The sequence below is a fragment of the Fusibacter bizertensis genome (assembly GCF_029914245.1).
GTDB classification, from domain to species: domain Bacteria; phylum Bacillota; class Clostridia; order Peptostreptococcales; family Acidaminobacteraceae; genus Fusibacter_C; species Fusibacter_C bizertensis.
Genome location: NZ_JARYZI010000001.1, coordinates 381471 through 400356, shown reverse-complemented (window position 1 = coordinate 400356; position 18886 = coordinate 381471). Strand labels below are relative to the sequence as shown.

The following is an 18886-nucleotide window of genomic DNA, read 5'->3' as shown; positions in this document are numbered from 1 at the left end:
GTAAGTGAGAGTTTGATTTTTATGGAGGTAGAAATGTTTGAGTTAATCTTAATGTTGATTATTGGACTATTATTTTGTTTTCTAGGTTGGAGAATATGGAAAAAACAGCAGATTACACTGATACATGATTATCATTATAAAAAAGTTTCAGAAAGTGATAAGAAACCCTATACAGAAAAGATGGGTAAAGCTTGTATGATCATGGGACTGGGAATGATTCTAACTGGAATTATTGATTTTATAAGTGAGACTTCATATGGCTGGGTGTTTTTTGCTGTTTTCTTTGTCATTGGATTTAGGATGATGCTTGTTGCACAGAAAAAATATAACGGTGGATTATTTTAAGTCTTTTACCTTAAACAAATCCTATTGGAGAGAGAGGTAACAATTGAAAAGAAAATTAACTATACTTATCTTGTTTTGTATCATAATGTGTGGCTGTTCTAATAAGAATGTTACAATCACTTCTAATGAAAATGAGACTGATACTACTCAAGTAATTGAAACAGAGAATAAAGAGGTGTTAATAGATCAAATTTTTGAAATTGACAAAGTATTTACTGGTGTGTCTTATAAACTTGGAGAAAATAATTTAGCATCTGAAAAATCAACTTTAAAGATGAAAGGTACTGGAAAGTGGAACTCTACGGGTGATTTTTCATTTCAAGGAAATCTAGAAATTGATGGGAAAGAATATCATCTTACATATGAATTAGATGGAAGTAATTTGCTAAGTTACTCGAGTCCAGAAGGATATGCAAGAACCTATGGGGATGTATATTTAGATAGAGATTTTACTAGTGTTTCAGTTAGAATTTTAGATATAGGATGGAGCAATGAGGATGGTAATATGTTGACCTATCCGTGTGACACAAAGGCAGAAGCTTTAGAGATTGCAAATGAATTGATGAAAGAACAGCTTATATCAATGGGAATATCTAGTTTGAAATAATGAATTAGGTCATTTTATACGAGTCAATTAGATAAATATTCGATAAAGTTACTTCACCCCCCAAACTTATGACTAAGAGGATAAAATGAGGAAAATTATACGATATGTATTTCTAATCATCATAGCGATAGTTATATTAATAGGTCTTTTGATTTATAGATTTTTCTTTAGCATGAACAGTTTGCCTAAAGGTGAACTCATTGATTCAATAGATTCTCCAAATGGCAATAGCACAGTAAATGTTTATCTTGTTCGAGGTAATGCAACTGTCTCAGAATCAATACGTTGTGAAATTATATTTAATGATAGACTAATAAACAAAAGTCGAAACATTTATTGGAAATATAGACAAAGTGAAGTAAATATAACTTGGCTTAATGACCAAATAATTAAGATTAATGAAATATATTTAGACATCAATAAGGATACTTATGATTTCAGACAAGATAAGAATGATGAATAGTTATCATAATTGTGAAATCAAGGTTACCCACGTACAAGGAGACTAAGATGGAGTTTTTATATTTTGTAAACATCGGGGTTAGTTTAATCTTTGCTGTCGGTGGAATTGTGACGAAACGAGTAACAGCCAGATCAAAGCCGAATCTATGGTTTGGAGTACGTAATAAGTATACAATGGAAAACAAAGAAATTTGGCGAAAATCTAATGAATTAGCTGGAACTCTAATGATGATTCTAAGTTTCATTATGGTTCTACCAAACTTTGTGTTCTATGAAAATAGTTTCACTTTTTATATGTATTACACCAATTTGTTAACTATTATAGGCCTAATTATAATATCAATAATCGTAATAAAGTATGCTAAAAGCATATATCAGAAGCAATAATCATCAACTTAACACTTAAAGTTAAATCACGATTATTGACCACATTATTTCCATACTTAAGCGATATTTACTGCATAAATATTATATGAAATTCAATATCTGAAAGGGAAAAAATTGATAACAAAAAAAGAAATAGGAGAAATGAAATTATGTTTGAAAAAAGAGAATACCCAATTTTGGAATTTGATCCAAATTCAAAAGCAAAAATAAATCCGTCAAACTTAGCAGCTAAAATAGAAGCTACTGAGTACTGCGTCATCACTTTTTTTGGTGATGTAATTAAGGAAATGTTACAGTCAGGAATGTTAAATCAAGTTGCAACTTTCTACTCAGCAACAGTTAATTTACCAATTTATGAAACTAAGTATAATGGAAAATCTATTGCAATCGTGCAGGGATTTTTAGGTGCAGCTGGTTCTGCTGGTTTATTGGAAGAACTAATTGCTATGGGATTTAAAAAGTTCATAGTTTGTGGCGCTGCAGGCGTTTTACAAAAGGGGATTCAGGTAGGTCATCTCGTCATACCTGATTCAGCGGTTAGAGATGAAGGGGTATCCTATCACTATGTAGCGCCTTCAAGAGAAATTGAGTGTAACAAACATGCACTTGATACTATAGTAGAAGTGTTCGAAAAAGAAAAAATCCCTTATATCAAAGCAAAAACATGGACGACTGATGCATTTTACAGAGAAACTGAAGATAAGATTGCACTAAGGGTTTCAGAAGGATGTGTTACGGTGGAAATGGAAGCTGCTGCTTTTTTTGCAGTATCTAAATTTCGCAATGTTGTATTGGGTCAAATATTATTTGGTGGTGATGACCTAAGCGGAGTAGAATGGGACTCCCGTCAATTTAATAGCAGAGGAGAGATCAGGAAAAATCTTGTTGAGTTGTCCTTAAAAACATGTTTGGAGTTGTAAGCTTTACTTCAAAGATAACACCTTTATCCTAGATGTTTTTAGCTTTCATTTGTTGGTACTGATGAAAATTATGGAGGCATTAAATGAGAATTAGAGCAGCAAATATAGAAGAAATGAAAAAACTATGGAAAGACAGTGAAAGTAATACATGCAAGTACTTTACTGAAGGTATTGAATCGAGAAACATTGAATTTTGGGCTATAGAGGAATGTGGACATATTGTTGGCGAATTGTATATCATATGGAATTCTAAAGATAAGGATGAAGCCGACGGATTAAATAGAGCCTATTTATGTGCACTTCGAGTAAATGAAAGATTTAGAGGAAAGGGTTACTCTAGTCAATTGATGATGACTGTTTTAAACAGATTAAGAAGTAAGGGCTTTAAAGAAGCCACCATAGGTATAGATAACAGAGAATATGAAAAGCTAAGTAAAATATATAATTCATGGGGCTTTAAAGAACATATCAAGAGCATTAATTGGGATAATCATGCACGTGATGTAGAGAACAATCCTATCTATTATAAAGAACCTTATAATTTATACTTATGCAAGCTCTAGGTGATCATAGGTCTGTTAGGAGAAAAAATGAAAACAATTTTAATGGATTTACAAGGGACTTTAGGAGGTGATCCTCTCGGTGATATATCTAGCTTTGAGTTTTATCCTAAAGTTTTAAAGGGATTAAAACTTCTTGCTGATCACGGATATAGGTTAGTAGTGGTAACAAATCAAAGTAGAATTTCAAAAGGTAACATATCGAAAGAAATATATGAAGCTAAAAAAAATGAAATTGTATTAGAAGTGAAAAAGTTTGGAATATCCAATTTAGAATTTTATTGCTGCCCTCATACGAGAGATGATGGATGTTCGTGTAAAAAACCTAAAACTGGTTTGTTTGAAAAAGCAAATTCATATATCAAAATTGACAAAGAAAATAGTTATATGATAGGAGATATGGGGATGTCAGATATGATGTTTGCTCATAATATAGGCATAAAAAAGATATTGGTTCTTACTGGAGTAGGAGCAGGTAGTTTGAATGAATATAGGGATACTTGGATAAAAACTGAACCAAATTTTATTGCCGAAGGTTTTTATGAAGCTTCATTGTGGCTAACCAATAATAGTTAAAAGATTAAGTGAAATACATGGAATCAAGGAGACCTATATGAGAGAAGTGATATATTATTTCAGTGGAACGGGTAATTCGCTGTATATTGCAAAATTGTTATCAAGTGAATTGAATTTCAGTTATCGTAGGGTGAGCAAGCACTTGAAAGATGAGCAATCACTTGAACTCATCAACCAGATTGTCCTTGTTTTTCCAATGTATAATCACAGTTATCCTTTGATTTTAAAGGATTTCTTGATTACCTTATCACAGAGGATATCTTTATCACAGATACACTTCAGTGCTGTATGTACTTATGGGAATGGTCTTGGGATCACCTTAATTCAGTTAGATAAATTATTGCAGGAACTTGGAGCCTCATTGTCTTTGGGATATGGCATTAAAATGCCTTATAACTATATTGAACCTATCGGGTTTAAAATACGAGGGTTTCTTGATTCCTTTATAATAAGGGAACATTCGGATTTAGAGATTAAAGCAGCAAATGAATTGGCTCAATGTAAAGTAAGAGAGATAGCACGACTCATTAGTGAAAAAGGGTTTGCAGAACCTGAAGCGAGTAGTGTATTTATAGAAAGTTTGGTTGTGAAACTTGGATTACAAAACACAGTACAAAAGAAGGTTTGGGCAAAGGTTGGGGGAACATATACAACCAAGGAGGAAACTTTCTATGATATGGTAAAACATATGGATGACGGATTTAGTATCAATGAAAAGTGTGTAAAATGTGGTGTTTGTTCATCCGTGTGTCCAGTAGATAATATAATAAAAGGAAATGATGGCAAACCAGAATTTAAACATGATTGTGAGCAATGTTTTGCATGTGTTGCATGGTGCCCAGCACAAGCTATTGATTTTAGGAATTCAACTGTTGAAAGAAGAAGGTACCATAATACAGAAATAAGTGTATCTGATATGTTAATGATTGACTCCGATTAAATCACAAGATTATAAAGTGTTCTGATACGATTCAAGAATCAAATTGGAGAGTTTGAACTAATGGAGATCATACTTAAATATTGAATAATGGCAAAAAGTATTTGAGAATTAAAAATATATAACTAAAGGAGAAATTTTATGCAATACATTATTATGGCGTATGATGGCAATGACGAAAAAGCTTTAGAAAGAAGAGCGTCATTTCGGGAAGAGCATTTAAGAAAAATAGAACAAATGAAAGATGAGAAGAAGCATTTGTACGCAGCTGCAATACTGGATGACTTTGGTAAAATGATTGGATCACTTATTATTGTAGATTTTCAGACTAAAGAGGAACTTGATGAATATCTAAAAGTAGAACCGTATGTTATAGGAAAAGTTTGGGAGAAGATAGAGATTAAGCCTTGTAAGGTTGGACCAATGTTTCTAGGACTGCATAAGTAAGAACATAAAATATGATTTTTTGGAGTAGATTATGCCGATTTATACAACGCGATTATTACTGGAGAACGAACTCGAATATGCCATAAATTTTGCATGGCCCATTGCGCAACAACGTAATTACTTTTATTTTCCGTATTACAATAGTTTAGATGAACTTAGTGAAGACTTCGCTCGTTTCTTTGTGAAAAAAGGTCTTTATCTTATTGGTATATTTGAGGGAAGTACACTTGTTGCACTATTTCCACTGATTTTTAGAGAAAATGAAGACATAGGTGGATGGGATAAGGGAATTTATATCCAGGATGAAAAAACAAACTATTCTACGGCTATGGCGTTATTTAAAAAGTTTATTTCAAACGATCTAGGTTTTGGTGGAAAAAAAATATACTGTGGCATTCGTAGTGACTATCAATCTGCTACAGAGTATTTTAAGAGTGAAGATTCAGAACTTCTTGAAGAAACTTATATAACAAGTTTTGATTTTAATGATGGTTTTCACGAAAGTTTGAATCGTGAAATGTTTAAACTTGATCCCTCTATTAAAATCTTGGAATTAAATGACACAACAAACGATTACATCTATAATTCCTATTTTGAGTATCACGATAAAGCTTATACTGGTTATTACTGGTCCTCAGAACGTCTTAAAAAGCATCTTCAAGACTTTCGTGTCATCATCGCATATATGTGTTCCTCTGAACAGGAAGTCACCATTCTTGGCGGGATTTTCGTGCGTGAAATTGAAGGTACAGGTGATGTGTATGGTCTTAGTATTATTGGTGTAAAAGACTCTAATCAACACATTTTAGCCACTACAGAGATATCTGATACACTTCGAGAAGCCCTTTTTCATAAAGCATTGCAAAATGGTCATGAAAATGGATTAAAATCAATGATGTTTTTCTGTGAAGAAATTGATGACTACCATTTGGCGATCCAAAAAGGGTTTAAATCTATGGGAAACTATACGCTCTATTTGTGGGATTTGAATCATTGATTAGATATAATAGTGAGTTTGAAAGAATATGAAATAAAACGAAAGCATACGAAAGAATTAGAGGAATCATTTAATGAAATATATTGTTTTTGCGGGTACTTTGATCAATCTTTTTTTCACATTTTCATATATCAAAGCTGTATATAAAGGACACATACAACCCAACAAAATTACTTGGTTAATGTGGTCAATAGCGCCACTTATTGCAACTACAGCTGCTATTTCAAATGGTGTTGGCTTATCTGTATTGCCAGTTTTTATGTCTGGATTTACACCTTTGCTGGTTTTCATGATCTCATTTGCAAACAAGAATGCTTATTGGAAGCTTCATACTGGTGATTACGTATGTGGTCTAATGTCTATTTTTGCTTTAGCAGTTTGGTATATCTCAAAAAATCCCAATTATGCTATATTATTTGCAATTATAAGTGACGGCTTTGCAGCATTTCCGACTATTGTGAAAGCGTGGAAGTATCCTGCAACAGAAGAGAGCAAAGCATTTATAGGAGGATTAATTTTAGCAACATCCAGTTTTTTTGCAATAGAAACATGGAATTTTTCTGCATTGGCATTTCCTATTTACTTGGTTGGACTCAATATACTAATGATTTATGCAATTGAACATAAAATTAAGAGAGTGTAAGTGGATTAAATTAAATCGGCAATCTTACTGCAATATTGGCTGTGATAATTTTATTATTAGGTGTGATTTTTATGATGAAAAATTTTGGATACCCGATATTGAAAAGTGAAGTGGATGATACAAAAAAGTGATTAAATACTTAGTATTAGATGGGGGACTTTTAAATGAGAGCTGTATTGTTAATCATTAATTGTATACTTTTTATTTTCGGTTTTCTATTTCACTTATCTACATATTTTTATCTGGAGATTAACCAATATACACCTATATTAAACTCATTTATACTAGGTGTTTTTATATTGGGATTTGGTTTAGTTGCTTATGCGATATATCAGTATAAATCAAAAGGGATTGATTTTTCGCCTTTAGATGCACTTAATTCATTGCCAATCATTTTAAAGTATTCTATTGTAATTTTTATAATAGTTGCAGTTGTGATCTTTTTTTATAGTGGTTCACTTTTGTCAGGCGGGGGCACACAGATTATAGATGGTAAGTATGTTTTAGCTGATAAAGGAGTTGTCATCAAGACGATTAGTGAAGAAGAGTATCTTAGATTCCAGTTCATTGAACTCAGAATGAATACTATAATGTTCCTTCTTTTTAATTACATTATTATGATTGGATATTATTATATATTAAAACCGAATGATGATTGAGAACTGTATCATATGTATATGAATCGGAAGGTTCTATGAGGAGAAGCTGCTTAATTAGTCAATTGATTTTTATCACAATGATATTTTGTTCATGTAAATCAAGTCCCAATATAATTAGTAGTCAAAATAATACAAATAAAGCTAGTGGAGGAAAAAATGCTAAACGAATATTTACAAAATTTCAAAAATAATATTAACAGCCCCAACAAGTAATGCTATATAAACTGAAATGGGCTCAATTAGAAAGACATATTGAAACAAAAGATTTAAAAATTCTTGATTTTGGTAGTGGATTTGGGACTACTGCAAATTATTTGGCTAAAAACAATGATGTTATCGCAATTGAGCCCAATGCTGATATGGTTGAAGAACGTGAACGTGAAAATGAATACACGCAGATGATCGGTCAGTATAAAAAGCTAAAGGATTTTGATGAGGATACATTTGATGTCATCATTTGCCATAATGTACTCGAGTTTGCAACTGAACGTGAGGAAATAGTCAAAGAATTTTCTCGTATACTTAAACGAGGTGGTGTTTTATCGATTGTAAAAAACAATGGTGCAGGTAGAATTATGTCCAAGGCTGTTGCGAATGATATCGAGGGTGCAATTGATTTACTAGAAGGAGGACATATTTCCAATACCTTTGGAAAAGTGTATGTATACGATCCAGAAGCGTTAACTAAGTGGGGGTCCAATCTTGAAATCGAGAAAATCTTAAGCTTACAAACATTTTTTGCTTTACAAGGTAATGAGGTGGAAAAGCTTGAGCCTCAATGGTTGGATAAAATTTTTGATATTGAAATGAAAGTATCTGATTTAGAGCCATACAAAAGTATTTCTCTTTTTAATCACATTTTGCTGCGAAAATCACACTAATTTTCTGAAAAAGCAAATTCACTAGCCTTTGATAATACTATCGGGATTTTAAAGTTCTATTATTATTTTAAAGAAAAGAGATAAAAAATGTATAAAATTTATAAGGAAATACAAAAGCGTATTCAAAAGATTGATTTTAATAAGCTATGGGAAGGATTTTCTCCATGTGAATTTGCCCTATATGATGATAAAACAGTATATTTTGAAACCTATGAAATACCTATTACAGATCAGTTCCTTGGAAATACAACGATAATATACGCTGGAAAGCAAATTGCGATATGGAAAATCGAAGAAAATGATATGAAAGATTTGGACTTGTTAGCCACCTCAATTGTTCATGAAATGTATCACAGCTATCAGATGCAATTTGGTGAGAATAGATTTTTTAATGATATAAAGGCACTTTCATATCCAATCACGTATCATAATTTTAACCTTAAATTATTTGAATCAAAACTATTAGTACAGTCTTTGATGGAAGAAGATCATCAGAAGAAGGAGATGCTTTTTAATAAGTTTATATTAGTTAGAAAAAACAGATTTGAAATTATTGGTGAAAATTCTTTGTATGAAAAATCAATTGAGACCATAGAAGGTGCTGCTGAATATGTAGCTTTAATTTCTTTAAAAAAATTGAATCTTGAAACATATAAAGTGAAGCTGAAAAAAGCAATAGATTGGATTACGACAGTTGATGAGAAATTTCTAGATATAAGAAGGAGTGCGTATTATACCGGTGCACTGATTTGCTTAGTTGTGGACGATTTGCATGTTAATTTCAAAAAGAAATTAGAGCCAAATTTGAAGTATAATTTTGATTTAATTACTGAAAATTACCCATTAAAATCATGGGAAATTGAAATAGATAAAAATCCAGAAATTCAAGTTATGATTAATAATAGGACTGATAAAATCTGTAAAATTGTCAATGATATCAAGGCAGATAAGAAAGTTAAAATTTTTAATGGTGATTTTACAGTTCAAGGATATGATCCAATGAATATGATGAGATTTGAAAATTATGTATATCATAAGCTTTTTTTAGGAATAAACGAAGATGGAAAAACTGATTTCGTCATGGGAGAAATCGTGATTGAAACAGATGGGAAGGATTTTAGCAGATTTTCAACTTATTATAAAGTCCAATAGCAAATTAAGGCGAATTGATAAAAGTCTAATCAAACTTTAATTTCAAGCAAATAGATTGATGGTATTGTTAAAATAGATTGATTTAAATATTTCTTAGAAGGCAACTGCCTTCTTTTTCATTTGTGATTGTGGGCATCAATGATGAAACTGTATGCCTTGATGCGTCTGGAATATGTAATCTATAAAATTACCATTAGAGGAGTGTATAACAATGAGCCAATGTGTTTTTTGTGAAATAATGGCAGGTAAAAGGGACGCGGAAATAATATATTCAAATGAGTATGTAGCTGCATTTTACGGTTTGACTTCAATTGCAGATGTTCATGTATTAGTTGTACCACGTAAACACATAGAAAACATAATGGATATTAGTGATGAAGATGATCAAATAATCGCTGAAATACATAAAGCGATTAAAGTTATTGCTACCAAGTTTGGAATTCATGAATCTGGATTTAGGGTCATTACGAATACTGGAAAAGACGGACAACAAGAAGTATATCATATGCATTATCATGTTATCGGTGGAAGAAAATTGAAATGGGAGATGTAACATGACGAGTAACATTAATTTATCTAAATTTCATAAGATTCAAGATTTTGTTGAGCATAAATTCAAGTGTTCTGCGCACGATTTAAATCATGTTCAAAGAGTTCAAACAATCTGTAAAGAAATAGCCAAAGGCTATGATGTTAATTAGATGGGTTAGGAGCTATTGGACTCGCAAGATCTTTTGCAATGGTCGGTAAATATGGGGATTTACTATATGAAAAGTTTGACCGTGATAGTGTTGAAGAATACATGAGAGAAACGGATAAAAAACATGCTCCAAATATAGAATTTCAAATCAAATATAAGAGCATGTGTGAACAATTATATACAGAACATGCGAAAAACATGGCTGCTGAACGCATTAAATTTATGGAACTTTTTTTTAATCAGTTAGATTCTGAAGTGAATGAGAGGTGAAATTATGGGAATTTCAGTAGATGAGTTGCTAACACTAAGTGAGCTAGATGCACAGGCAATATTTGATGGCGTTAAAGAGCCATGGGAAGTGCTTCCAAAAATCAATGCGTTTATTTTGGAGTATGCAAAAACGTTACCTGATGATTTTGAAATGATAGGGGAGTTTATATGGGTTGGCAAAGGAACAACTATTGAAAAAAGCGCTTTGATAAAAGGTCCAGCAATTATTGGTTATAATTGTGAAATTAGACATTCTGCTTACATAAGAGGAAATGTAATCATCGGCAATAATGTTGTCGTTGGAAACTCAACTGAAATTAAAAACGCAATTCTTTTTAATAGAGTTCAAGTGCCTCATTTTAATTATGTAAGTGATTCAATATTAGGGTTTAAAGCCCATTTAGGAGCAGGTGTCATAACATCAAACTTAAAATCGGATAACACTTTAGTGAAAGTAAAATATGATTCAAATGTTATCGAAACCGGACTTAGAAAGTTTGGTGCAATATTAGGCGATTCAGCTGAAATAGGCTGTAATTCTGTTTTAAATCCAGGTACTATTATAGGGAAAAATAGCATTGTCTATCCACTATGCTCTGTAAGAGGCGTCATTACTGAGAACAGTATCATGAAAAATAACACTGATATTGTAAAGAAAATCATATTTTAATTGAATAGAAAGTAATTTTGATGGAGGAATAGAGTGACTTACAAATTCAAAACTGAAGATATCAAACAAATTGTCAAAGCATTTGGAAATGACTTTTTTTCTGATACGAGTATTGTATTAGAATCGTTGATCATAAAGTGGCATATCGAAAAGTTGCAACTTGTTAACTCATTTTCGTCAAATTTAGTTTTTAAAGGTTTTTCCCAAATTCATGGGCCTATAATTATGAAATTCGGAAGGAATTTCGAAGAATTTAGTAGTGAAGTAAATGCCCTGAAAGGTTTAAGTGGACCTAGCGTATGTAAACTGTATGAAGTTGATTTTGAACATCGTGTTCTCTTAGAAGAAGCTATCTTACCAGGGGTTGAACTTGCTTTAGAAAATCAAATTGAAAAAAGACTAGACACATTTTGTGATTTATATCTTCAGCTACATGTGATCAATAATGAAAGTGCACATAGAGTGCAACCTTTTAATCAAACAGTTAAATATAAATCCTATAAAGATTGGATTTTTAGAATTACTGATTATATGGAAGCACAAGAGCGATGGGTCGATGTTACAGAACATATGAAACGCGCTAAAGCATTATTTGTAAAGCTCACTCAGGAATATAGTTCCGAGACGTTATTACATGGTGATCTGCATTATCATAATATTTTAAAAAGTGAAAATGGCTACAGGATCATTGACCCAAAAGGTGTAATGGGAGATCCTATATTTGATATTCCAAGGTATATGCTTAATGAATTTTGGGACGAAGCAGATCCGTTTAAGCTTGATGAAACCATCGAAACAGTTTTTAAAATAATAAGCTGTAAGTTGAACATACCAAGATCAGTTTTAAGTAAAATTCTTTATATTGAAGGTGCACTAGCGATATGTTGGCATATTGAATCTGGCGCAAGTATGGATGAAAAAGATCGATTTATCGGTACTATAGATAAGTTGAGTAAGTATATGAGCTTATAAATAGTAATAATTATAAAAACAAATAAAATTTGGAGGCATTATGGATCCCAATACTAAAAAAAATAAAGACGCATGGGAATATCGAGCATACGAATTTGCAGTTAAAAGCAATGGCAAGCCAAATGAATATGCGGCTCATATCCTTCAAAATCCTATCGCAACTTTAAAGAAACATGGCAAGTACTTTGATCATGTTGATGGGCTGAAGATCGGTAATCCTTGTGGTTCTTCTGGTAGACGAGCGGTGGCACTTGCAGCGCTTGGAGCAGATGTCACTGTTTTTGATATTTCTCGTGAGAATGAGAGATATGCGGTAGAACTGGCTAAAGCTGCCAATGTGAAACTCAATTATGTGGTTTCTGATGTATTAGCAATTGATACAGCGAAATATGGCACTTTCTTTGACAAACTATACCTTGAAGGTGGTGTACTGCATTATTTTCATGATATTGATAAATTTATGGAAAAACTGTATGCATTATTAAAGTACGAAGGTGAAGTTATATTGAATGATTTCCATCCTTTTAGAAAAGTGATGCCTATTAATTATTTTAAGTCATCGAGAGAAGATTATTTTGAAACGGATATCCATAGTGGTGATTTGGCTTATAAAGGTCTGTTAGAAGCATCAGAAGGAGAATTGTTTCCAGAGTGTTCATACAGGTATTATAACTTATCAGAGATTATTAACGCTATGATCAGCGCTGGATTTATGATTCTGGAATTTAATGAAGAACCAAGCTGGACGAATGAAAAATTGCCGGGTGAAATAACAATTCATGCAAGAAAAATTTGATGTAATAGTTCAGATCGTAAGATTTGCTCTGTATATGAGAAAAAAGAGGTGCCTATTATGGAAGAAAAGTTGTTTTTTACAGATAGACTAGAATTTAGAAAATGGTTAGTAAAATATCATGGGATTAGTAAAGGTATCTGGATTGTCTTCAATAAAACAGAAACTCAAAAAAGGATAAATGCAGCTGAGGCACTAGAAGAAGCCTTATGTTTTGGTTGGATTGATGGACAAATTCTCAGTATAGATGAAGATGAATATCAAAAGAAGTTTACACCAAGACGAAATGGTAGTCATTGGTCAGATAAGAATAAAAAGTTGGCAGCTTCACTAATTGAAGATGGAAGAATGACTACGTTTGGCGTAACAGCAATTGAGGAAGCTAAGAGATCTGGTCAATGGGATTTGGTAAAAGATGATAAAATCACGGATGAACAAGTAAATGATTTTATTGATGTGCTAAAAGGATCGGAGCTTGCACTGGCTAACTTCTTAAAGATGTCGCCTTCAATAAGAAGAACCTATACGGCGTTTTATTTAGATGCTAAAAAAGAAGAAACTAGAATTCGGCGACTGAATAAAATCATTGAAAGACTAAATGAAAATAAAAAACCAATGTGATTACAGGAGGCAAAAATGACACAGTTTAAATTTGGTATTTTAATACTAGTGGGTGCAATCGTTTTCTGGTATTTCTATCTCCGTAAAATAGACAGAGTTATACGAACTGACATTAAAAATAAGGGTGGAGAAATACTGAGTATGAAAATGATAAGTTGGAGAGATTCAATTTACACAGTTACATATCAAGTTGAAGGAATAGAGCATTCTCAAACAGTTAGGTATATGGGCGAGGGGATATTAAAGTGGTTTGACTGATTATGAAATTCAGATTTATTTCTTAATATTGAATGATATTGTGTAAGGAGGTTAATTATGAGTTATAAATTACAGGAATTGTTGATGCTGTTCATCGGTAATGTTCCTTGTTCCCTTTTTTTATTTCTTTTTGTTGAAAGAAAGTTTAGGCCAATAGCTAAGATGGTTGAAAGACTTGGAAAGCTAGTAACAATAATAATTAACACCATAATTTCAATGTTTTTAATGTATATTATATTACCATTAAGAGACTATGGCTTAGTGTACACTTTTATGTTTGGCGTCGTCTTCTCATTTTATATGTATTCGGCTGTCTCAATTTATACTACTAGCATGATAACTAAAAATACTAATTCCAAACAGTAATTTTTTATAATATATGGAGGTCAAAATGGGAATATTAACTGATTTTAGACTTACTGCTATAGAGCAAAATCTTGGCTTATATGGGATTCATGTTTATCAACACGGGAAGACTATTGCAGAACATAGATTTAGAAGTGACGACAGAGAAAACTTATATTCGGCATCCAAAACCGTGGTTGCTATAGCTGTCGGTATTGCTGAACTAGAGAATTTATTGACAGTTGATGACTATGTGCTGGATTTTTTTCCTGATTATAAATCAATTGCAAGTGAAGGGTCTGATCAAATTAAAATAGTTCATTTACTTAAGATGTCTTCTGGACATATAAGTGAAACGTACGAAAAGTATAATGACATGGACCGGGTGAAACTATTTTTTTTAGAGGAACTCTTAGAAAAGCCGGGAAGTAAGTTTTATTATGAAGACCTATGCACTTATATGTTAGGAAGAATTATCCATAAGTTAAGTGGAGAAAATTTATTAGATTATTTGAAGACGAGATTGTTTGATAAACTCGGGATCGTAAATCCACAGTGGCACACCTGTCAAAATGGCTTTACAGCATGTTCAGGTGGGCTATATTTAAAAACAGAGGAGTTTTCAAGGATAGGCGTTCTATTACTTGGTAAAGGGACCTATGATGGGCACAAAATTGTTTCGTCAGGCTATGTAGAAAGAATGCACTCAAGCTGGATCGACACTTCATATAAATTAGATCCTGAGTCTAGACAAGGCTATGGTTATCAAGTTTGGAAAAGTACCTTACCCAATTGTTACAGAGCAGATGGCATGTATGGACAATACTGTATCATACTAGAAGATTATGATGCAGTGATTACGGTTACAGGTCATAATGAGGAGTATCCTAAAGAGGTATTAAGGGCTATATGGAAAGATATTGTGCCGAACCTTGGGTGAAAATAATCATATTCAAGTCTACTAATAAGGAGTGATTGAAATGACAGATCCATTTAGAATTCTATTTTTGTTGATACTTGTTGTACTATTTAGCAACCTTACATATCAGTTTTTTAGAAGAAAAAAGTATTTTAATAAGAAAAAGACCATAGAATTAGAACTTAAAAATCAAGATGCAGATTATTGGTCTAGAGCAGTATATTTTATAGTGATGGCACTATGGTTTTGGAGGCGTTTATATTATAAAGATGCAGATTGTTTCAGTTATTTCAACATAGTCTTAATTATTTCAATAGGAATAATATTATTAAAGGAATCGAGAAATACATTTTTTATATGTGATAATGGTATATTTCTACCAAACCGTTTTATAGATTGGAATGATCTGGTTGACTGTGAATGGGAAACTATGTTTAATAAAAATTTTGAGAGAATTACAATAATCTCAAAACGTAGACCTGCTTTATTTTTACTCAAAGAATATGACCTAAAGATGAAACTGCCTATCACTGATAAAGAAAAGATCAATGATATTATCAAAGATAAGACTAAATCCATGATATCATTATGAACATTCAACTAACATATGTGGTCATCTGAAATTTAATAAATCCTTAATTAAAAATTACAATGTAAGTGGTATTGTTAAGAAGTAAGAATAAATTTTTCGATTATGAAAGAAATTACAGATTGCTAAAAATAATGAATAGGAGGGGCTTAAATGGGCTTATTTGAAATCTTTGGAGAATCTATGAATCCTGGCAATGTAGGGGGGATTGAAAAAAATAAAGGTATCAAGAATGATCAAAATATAAAAACATTAATTTTTAAGTCAATTGTTGCTATTGGTATAGTGGTTGGTGTGTATCTTTTTATATTCAGCGATGGATTAGACATTGCAGGTATTTTGTTTTACTTAGGTGTGGTGTTTATATACTGCGTAATAAGTTATTTGATTATACCAAAACCAGATTACTCAAATATAGGCTGGTTAGGTGGCTTGATGGATCACCCGTTTAGATACTCTGATGACTTAAATCGTATGTTGATCTTTCTGTCAGCGATCTTGTATCCTGGAAGATTTATCGCAACGACAGCGATGTCGTGGGTTTGGCTACTTAAAAAATCTAATTAATTGTTAAGAAAAGTATATAAGTATTTCACTCATTTACACATTTATGTAATATGATATTAATGTTAAAGTTGTGAGAATATTTGCTATAATTAAATTGTCAAAACGGCATTAAGAAGTAGCCGGTTAAAATGAAGATTATTTAGGAAGGAGTTTATTATATGTTGAAAAAATCAAGCGAGAGCGTTGCAGTCCGGGAGGCTTGCATAAAATAACAATATTCGAGTCTCCCATAAAGGTTTAAAACACTTTAGGAGGAGCAAACGTTGAAATACTCAAGTAGAGATAAAAATAAGTATCAAAAAGAAGCATGTTATGATAATTTTGTATGTAAAAGCTGTGGGAGTCTGATTGTACCAAATGGTGCAGGAAGTGACCACAGAAATCATTGTCCTAATTGTTTAAGTAGTGTTCATGTCGATAATTTGCCAGGAGATCGTGCTGCAAATTGCAGTGGCATTATGGAAGCAATTGGTGTATGGGTAAGAAAAAATGGTGAATGGGCAATCATTCATCGCTGTAACCGCTGTGGCCATCTGAGTTCAAATCGAATTGCTGCAGATGACAATCCGGTTAAGCTTATGTCAATTGCACTACAGCCTCTAGCAAGGCCTCCATTTCCACTTAATGAAATAGGAGGTGCGATAGGTGAGCTATGATACGATGATAAGGTACGGGCTTAGTGATGCGATGATCAAAGAAGCTTCACTGATAGAAGGTTTATATATCGGCAGAGTCTTATCGCAATCAAAAGATGTCTATCGTGTAGTTACAGAAAAGGGGATCTTATTTGCTGAGGTTTCGGGTAAGTATCGTTTTCAAACGAGAAAGCTTAGTGATTTCCCAGCAGTAGGTGATTTTGTCATGTTGGATCGCGATTTGGGTGATAACGGGAACGGGATCATTCACCAAGTGTTATCAAGAAAAAGTGCCTTTATTAGAAAGGCAGCTGGAAAGTCTGCACAGGAACAGCTTGTGCTTGCGAATATTGACACTACATTTATTTGCATGTCAGTAAACAATGACTTTAACTTAAGAAGGCTTGAAAGGTACTTGGTGCTTGTTTGGGAAAGTGGTTCGACTCCTGTGGTTGTAATTACGAAAATAGATTTGTGTGAGGATATATACAGTAAATTCAGAGCAGTAGACTCAGTAGGGAATGGTGTGGATATCTTAGGAATTTCTGCACTTACAAAAGAAGGCTTTGAAGATGTGATGTCATACATTACACCAGGTAAAACAGTAGCACTTCTAGGTTCTTCAGGCGTTGGAAAATCTACACTTATCAATTGGTTGACGGGTCAAGAAGCTATCGAGACCCAGGGACTTCGAAATGATGATCGTGGTAGGCATACGACAACACGAAGAGAACTTATTTTACTGCCTGGTGGTGGTATGTTAGTTGATACGCCTGGCATGCGAGAACTTGGCATGTGGGATTCAGATGAGGGACTAGACATGGCTTTTCAAGATGTTGAAGTCTACTTTGAAAAGTGTCGCTTTCGCGATTGTACACATACGAGTGAACCTGGATGTGCCATATATGAGGCAATACGGGATGGAGAATTGTCAGAAAAACGCTGGCAGTCTTACTTAAAACTCAAAACAGAAGATGCATACTCTGAAAATCGTGATGACTATCTCAAAAATAAAAACGAGAAGTTCAAAAGCATCTCAAAGTTCAATAAATCAAAACATTATAGATAAGATTAAGGATATGAATGTCGAGACTTTCATATCCTTTTTTATGGGAATATGAGGATGTCATGTTTATAGTGAAGCAAAAAAAAGAAAAACTGCCTCACTTAAGTGAAACAGTTTTTAGTCTGTTTTATATTTAGTCATAATCATAGCACATTATAGTCTAAATTTTTTTATGCTAGACTTACCATTTTTTACATAATCATCAAATATAGCTGGAGAGTTATATATAACTCTGCCATTAAGATCAATGAAAATATTTTGTATAGATATGTTTTTCATATATTTACCCCTTTCATATGATGGTGCCGAAAACCAAGTTTGGCATCCATTTTCTATTGTTTATAGCTATTTACCTAAAAAGTCTCACAAAGTCTGAGTTTTCAGTTTTAGCCGGTTTTTCAAATACGTCGAATGGCTTGTATACTAATTTGCCATTGAGATCATTGAATACGTGAAGCATGTTAACCTTAATCATAATTTTTTACCCCTTTCGCTAAATCCCCCCGCGTTTAGGCACAAAAAAACGGCGTATGCACATATGCATACACCGCCTGAGTTCAATTTAATCCACCTTGGTTTATAATTAAACCTAAAATGTATTACCCGTACACGGAGTGTTATGAAAATATGTCATTTCAAAATTAAATCCATTAAATTTAGTTGTAACAATAGTAGTAATAAACATTTGCATAACCTCCTTTCAAATTTATCTATTTTAGAATAGCATGCTGGCAAAACATAGTCAATAAAATAACAAAGTTGTCATGAAGTCGTAACAAGCTTGTCATATGAACGATGTGTCATCTATTAATCAAAAGTTATATATCATAGTTGGAGATGAACTAGTATAATTATAGAGGATAGAGAATAAATTTTTTATGATTAATTGGAAAGAGTATTTAATCACA

28 protein-coding genes are annotated in these 18886 nt (G+C 32.6%); 27 read left to right on the top strand and 1 reads right to left on the bottom strand.

The features are described 5' to 3' along the window. The first annotated feature begins 33 nt into the window (after window positions 1–33). The 27 genes from QE109_RS02020 to rsgA all read left to right on the top strand — a co-directional run bounded on the left by QE109_RS02020 (window position 34) and on the right by rsgA (window position 17981). Entirely contained in the window at window positions 34–345 is a 312-nt protein-coding gene (locus tag QE109_RS02020) for a DUF3784 domain-containing protein (protein WP_281092703.1), read from the top strand. A gap of 43 nt (window positions 346–388) precedes the next feature. Further along, entirely contained in the window at window positions 389–952 is a 564-nt protein-coding gene (locus tag QE109_RS02015) for a hypothetical protein (protein WP_281092702.1), read from the top strand. Between the two features lie 85 nt (window positions 953–1037). Further along, window positions 1038–1415, top strand: coding sequence for a DUF5412 family protein (locus QE109_RS02010; protein ID WP_281092701.1), 378 nt, complete (start codon window positions 1038–1040; stop codon window positions 1413–1415). A 47-nt stretch (window positions 1416–1462) separates the two neighbouring features. After that, window positions 1463–1801, top strand: a complete 339-nt coding sequence (locus QE109_RS17735; RefSeq protein ID WP_425365101.1) for an SdpI family protein — start codon at window positions 1463–1465, stop codon at window positions 1799–1801. Between the two features lie 149 nt (window positions 1802–1950). Further along, window positions 1951–2721 carry a nucleoside phosphorylase gene (locus tag QE109_RS02005; protein ID WP_281092700.1) on the top strand — a complete coding sequence of 257 codons (771 nt, stop codon included), beginning with the start codon at window positions 1951–1953 and terminating at the stop codon, window positions 2719–2721. Window positions 2722–2804: 83 nt separating this feature from the next. Beyond that, window positions 2805–3284: a GNAT family N-acetyltransferase gene (locus tag QE109_RS02000; RefSeq protein ID WP_281092699.1), complete on the top strand. Its 480-nt coding sequence runs from the start codon at window positions 2805–2807 to the stop codon at window positions 3282–3284. Window positions 3285–3311: 27 nt separating this feature from the next. Continuing rightward, a complete protein-coding gene (locus tag QE109_RS01995) occupies window positions 3312–3857 on the top strand; it encodes a D-glycero-alpha-D-manno-heptose-1,7-bisphosphate 7-phosphatase (RefSeq protein ID WP_281092698.1) in 546 nt (181 codons plus the stop codon). A 37-nt stretch (window positions 3858–3894) separates the two neighbouring features. After that, a complete protein-coding gene (locus QE109_RS01990) occupies window positions 3895–4797 on the top strand; it encodes an EFR1 family ferrodoxin (RefSeq protein WP_281092697.1) in 903 nt (300 codons plus the stop codon). A gap of 138 nt (window positions 4798–4935) precedes the next feature. Beyond that, the gene (locus QE109_RS01985) at window positions 4936–5241 is read left to right on the top strand and encodes a YciI family protein (protein WP_281092696.1); all 306 of its coding nucleotides are present in this window, start codon (window positions 4936–4938) and stop codon (window positions 5239–5241) included. A gap of 31 nt (window positions 5242–5272) precedes the next feature. After that, entirely contained in the window at window positions 5273–6238 is a 966-nt protein-coding gene (locus QE109_RS01980; RefSeq protein WP_281092695.1) for a hypothetical protein, read from the top strand. 73 nt (window positions 6239–6311) lie between these two features. Continuing rightward, window positions 6312–6881, top strand: coding sequence for a hypothetical protein (locus QE109_RS01975; RefSeq protein WP_281092694.1), 570 nt, complete (start codon window positions 6312–6314; stop codon window positions 6879–6881). A gap of 164 nt (window positions 6882–7045) precedes the next feature. Then, window positions 7046–7540 carry a hypothetical protein gene (locus QE109_RS01970; protein WP_281092693.1) on the top strand — a complete coding sequence of 165 codons (495 nt, stop codon included), beginning with the start codon at window positions 7046–7048 and terminating at the stop codon, window positions 7538–7540. Between the two features lie 212 nt (window positions 7541–7752). Further along, window positions 7753–8421: a class I SAM-dependent methyltransferase gene (locus QE109_RS01965; RefSeq protein WP_281092692.1), complete on the top strand. Its 669-nt coding sequence runs from the start codon at window positions 7753–7755 to the stop codon at window positions 8419–8421. An 87-nt stretch (window positions 8422–8508) separates the two neighbouring features. Beyond that, window positions 8509–9573, top strand: coding sequence for a hypothetical protein (locus QE109_RS01960; protein WP_281092691.1), 1065 nt, complete (start codon window positions 8509–8511; stop codon window positions 9571–9573). A gap of 211 nt (window positions 9574–9784) precedes the next feature. After that, a complete protein-coding gene (locus tag QE109_RS01955) occupies window positions 9785–10126 on the top strand; it encodes an HIT domain-containing protein (protein WP_281092690.1) in 342 nt (113 codons plus the stop codon). A gap of 1 nt (window position 10127) precedes the next feature. Next, a complete protein-coding gene (locus QE109_RS01950; protein ID WP_281092689.1) occupies window positions 10128–10274 on the top strand; it encodes an HD domain-containing protein in 147 nt (48 codons plus the stop codon). A 38-nt stretch (window positions 10275–10312) separates the two neighbouring features. Then, window positions 10313–10543, top strand: coding sequence for a hypothetical protein (locus tag QE109_RS01945; protein ID WP_281092688.1), 231 nt, complete (start codon window positions 10313–10315; stop codon window positions 10541–10543). A 4-nt stretch (window positions 10544–10547) separates the two neighbouring features. Continuing rightward, window positions 10548–11213, top strand: coding sequence for an acyltransferase (locus tag QE109_RS01940; RefSeq protein WP_281092687.1), 666 nt, complete (start codon window positions 10548–10550; stop codon window positions 11211–11213). Between the two features lie 33 nt (window positions 11214–11246). Then, window positions 11247–12185: an aminoglycoside phosphotransferase family protein gene (locus QE109_RS01935; RefSeq protein ID WP_281092686.1), complete on the top strand. Its 939-nt coding sequence runs from the start codon at window positions 11247–11249 to the stop codon at window positions 12183–12185. Between the two features lie 40 nt (window positions 12186–12225). After that, window positions 12226–12981, top strand: coding sequence for a class I SAM-dependent methyltransferase (locus QE109_RS01930; protein ID WP_281092685.1), 756 nt, complete (start codon window positions 12226–12228; stop codon window positions 12979–12981). Window positions 12982–13038: 57 nt separating this feature from the next. After that, window positions 13039–13599, top strand: a complete 561-nt coding sequence (locus tag QE109_RS01925) for a YdeI/OmpD-associated family protein (RefSeq protein WP_281092684.1) — start codon at window positions 13039–13041, stop codon at window positions 13597–13599. Window positions 13600–13614: 15 nt separating this feature from the next. Beyond that, on the top strand, window positions 13615–13857 hold the full coding sequence (locus QE109_RS01920) for a hypothetical protein (RefSeq protein WP_281092683.1): 243 nt from the start codon (window positions 13615–13617) through the stop codon (window positions 13855–13857). Window positions 13858–14248: 391 nt separating this feature from the next. Then, the gene (locus tag QE109_RS01915; RefSeq protein ID WP_281092682.1) at window positions 14249–15142 is read left to right on the top strand and encodes a serine hydrolase domain-containing protein; all 894 of its coding nucleotides are present in this window, start codon (window positions 14249–14251) and stop codon (window positions 15140–15142) included. A 40-nt stretch (window positions 15143–15182) separates the two neighbouring features. Then, window positions 15183–15713: a hypothetical protein gene (locus QE109_RS01910; protein WP_281092681.1), complete on the top strand. Its 531-nt coding sequence runs from the start codon at window positions 15183–15185 to the stop codon at window positions 15711–15713. A gap of 150 nt (window positions 15714–15863) precedes the next feature. Beyond that, a complete protein-coding gene (locus QE109_RS01905; protein ID WP_281092680.1) occupies window positions 15864–16277 on the top strand; it encodes a hypothetical protein in 414 nt (137 codons plus the stop codon). A gap of 263 nt (window positions 16278–16540) precedes the next feature. Continuing rightward, window positions 16541–16933: an RNHCP domain-containing protein gene (locus QE109_RS01900; protein ID WP_281092679.1), complete on the top strand. Its 393-nt coding sequence runs from the start codon at window positions 16541–16543 to the stop codon at window positions 16931–16933. After that, on the top strand, window positions 16923–17981 hold the full coding sequence (gene rsgA / locus QE109_RS01895) for a ribosome small subunit-dependent GTPase A (protein ID WP_281092678.1): 1059 nt from the start codon (window positions 16923–16925) through the stop codon (window positions 17979–17981). The genes QE109_RS01900 and rsgA overlap by 11 nt, the downstream gene beginning before the upstream one ends. 346 nt (window positions 17982–18327) lie before the next feature. On the opposite strand, the gene QE109_RS01890 is transcribed toward rsgA, so the two are convergent. Continuing rightward, on the bottom strand, window positions 18328–18453 hold the full coding sequence (locus tag QE109_RS01890; protein WP_281092677.1) for a hypothetical protein: 126 nt from the start codon (window positions 18451–18453) through the stop codon (window positions 18328–18330). Window positions 18454–18886: the final 433 nt, after the last annotated feature.

Excerpts from the sequence above, each read along its gene's own strand:
- QE109_RS02020 (WP_281092703.1), top strand. The coding sequence starts at position 34 with ATGTTTGAGTTAATCTTAATGTTGATTATTGGACTATTATTTTGTTTT.
- QE109_RS02010 (WP_281092701.1), top strand. The coding sequence starts at position 1,038 with ATGAGGAAAATTATACGATATGTATTTCTAATCATCATAGCGATAGTT.
- QE109_RS17735 (WP_425365101.1), top strand. The coding sequence starts at position 1,463 with ATGGAGTTTTTATATTTTGTAAACATCGGGGTTAGTTTAATCTTTGCT.
- QE109_RS02005 (WP_281092700.1), top strand. The coding sequence starts at position 1,951 with ATGTTTGAAAAAAGAGAATACCCAATTTTGGAATTTGATCCAAATTCA.
- QE109_RS02000 (WP_281092699.1), top strand. The coding sequence starts at position 2,805 with ATGAGAATTAGAGCAGCAAATATAGAAGAAATGAAAAAACTATGGAAA.
- QE109_RS01995 (WP_281092698.1), top strand. The coding sequence starts at position 3,312 with ATGAAAACAATTTTAATGGATTTACAAGGGACTTTAGGAGGTGATCCT.
- QE109_RS01990 (WP_281092697.1), top strand. The coding sequence starts at position 3,895 with ATGAGAGAAGTGATATATTATTTCAGTGGAACGGGTAATTCGCTGTAT.
- QE109_RS01985 (WP_281092696.1), top strand. The coding sequence starts at position 4,936 with ATGCAATACATTATTATGGCGTATGATGGCAATGACGAAAAAGCTTTA.
- QE109_RS01980 (WP_281092695.1), top strand. The coding sequence starts at position 5,273 with ATGCCGATTTATACAACGCGATTATTACTGGAGAACGAACTCGAATAT.
- QE109_RS01975 (WP_281092694.1), top strand. The coding sequence starts at position 6,312 with ATGAAATATATTGTTTTTGCGGGTACTTTGATCAATCTTTTTTTCACA.
- QE109_RS01970 (WP_281092693.1), top strand. The coding sequence starts at position 7,046 with ATGAGAGCTGTATTGTTAATCATTAATTGTATACTTTTTATTTTCGGT.
- QE109_RS01965 (WP_281092692.1), top strand. The coding sequence starts at position 7,753 with ATGCTATATAAACTGAAATGGGCTCAATTAGAAAGACATATTGAAACA.
- QE109_RS01960 (WP_281092691.1), top strand. The coding sequence starts at position 8,509 with ATGTATAAAATTTATAAGGAAATACAAAAGCGTATTCAAAAGATTGAT.
- QE109_RS01955 (WP_281092690.1), top strand. The coding sequence starts at position 9,785 with ATGAGCCAATGTGTTTTTTGTGAAATAATGGCAGGTAAAAGGGACGCG.
- QE109_RS01950 (WP_281092689.1), top strand. The coding sequence starts at position 10,128 with ATGACGAGTAACATTAATTTATCTAAATTTCATAAGATTCAAGATTTT.
- QE109_RS01945 (WP_281092688.1), top strand. The coding sequence starts at position 10,313 with ATGGTCGGTAAATATGGGGATTTACTATATGAAAAGTTTGACCGTGAT.
- QE109_RS01940 (WP_281092687.1), top strand. The coding sequence starts at position 10,548 with ATGGGAATTTCAGTAGATGAGTTGCTAACACTAAGTGAGCTAGATGCA.
- QE109_RS01930 (WP_281092685.1), top strand. The coding sequence starts at position 12,226 with ATGGATCCCAATACTAAAAAAAATAAAGACGCATGGGAATATCGAGCA.
- QE109_RS01925 (WP_281092684.1), top strand. The coding sequence starts at position 13,039 with ATGGAAGAAAAGTTGTTTTTTACAGATAGACTAGAATTTAGAAAATGG.
- QE109_RS01920 (WP_281092683.1), top strand. The coding sequence starts at position 13,615 with ATGACACAGTTTAAATTTGGTATTTTAATACTAGTGGGTGCAATCGTT.
- QE109_RS01915 (WP_281092682.1), top strand. The coding sequence starts at position 14,249 with ATGGGAATATTAACTGATTTTAGACTTACTGCTATAGAGCAAAATCTT.
- QE109_RS01910 (WP_281092681.1), top strand. The coding sequence starts at position 15,183 with ATGACAGATCCATTTAGAATTCTATTTTTGTTGATACTTGTTGTACTA.
- QE109_RS01905 (WP_281092680.1), top strand. The coding sequence starts at position 15,864 with ATGGGCTTATTTGAAATCTTTGGAGAATCTATGAATCCTGGCAATGTA.
- QE109_RS01890 (WP_281092677.1), bottom strand. The coding sequence starts at position 18,453 with ATGATTAAGGTTAACATGCTTCACGTATTCAATGATCTCAATGGCAAA.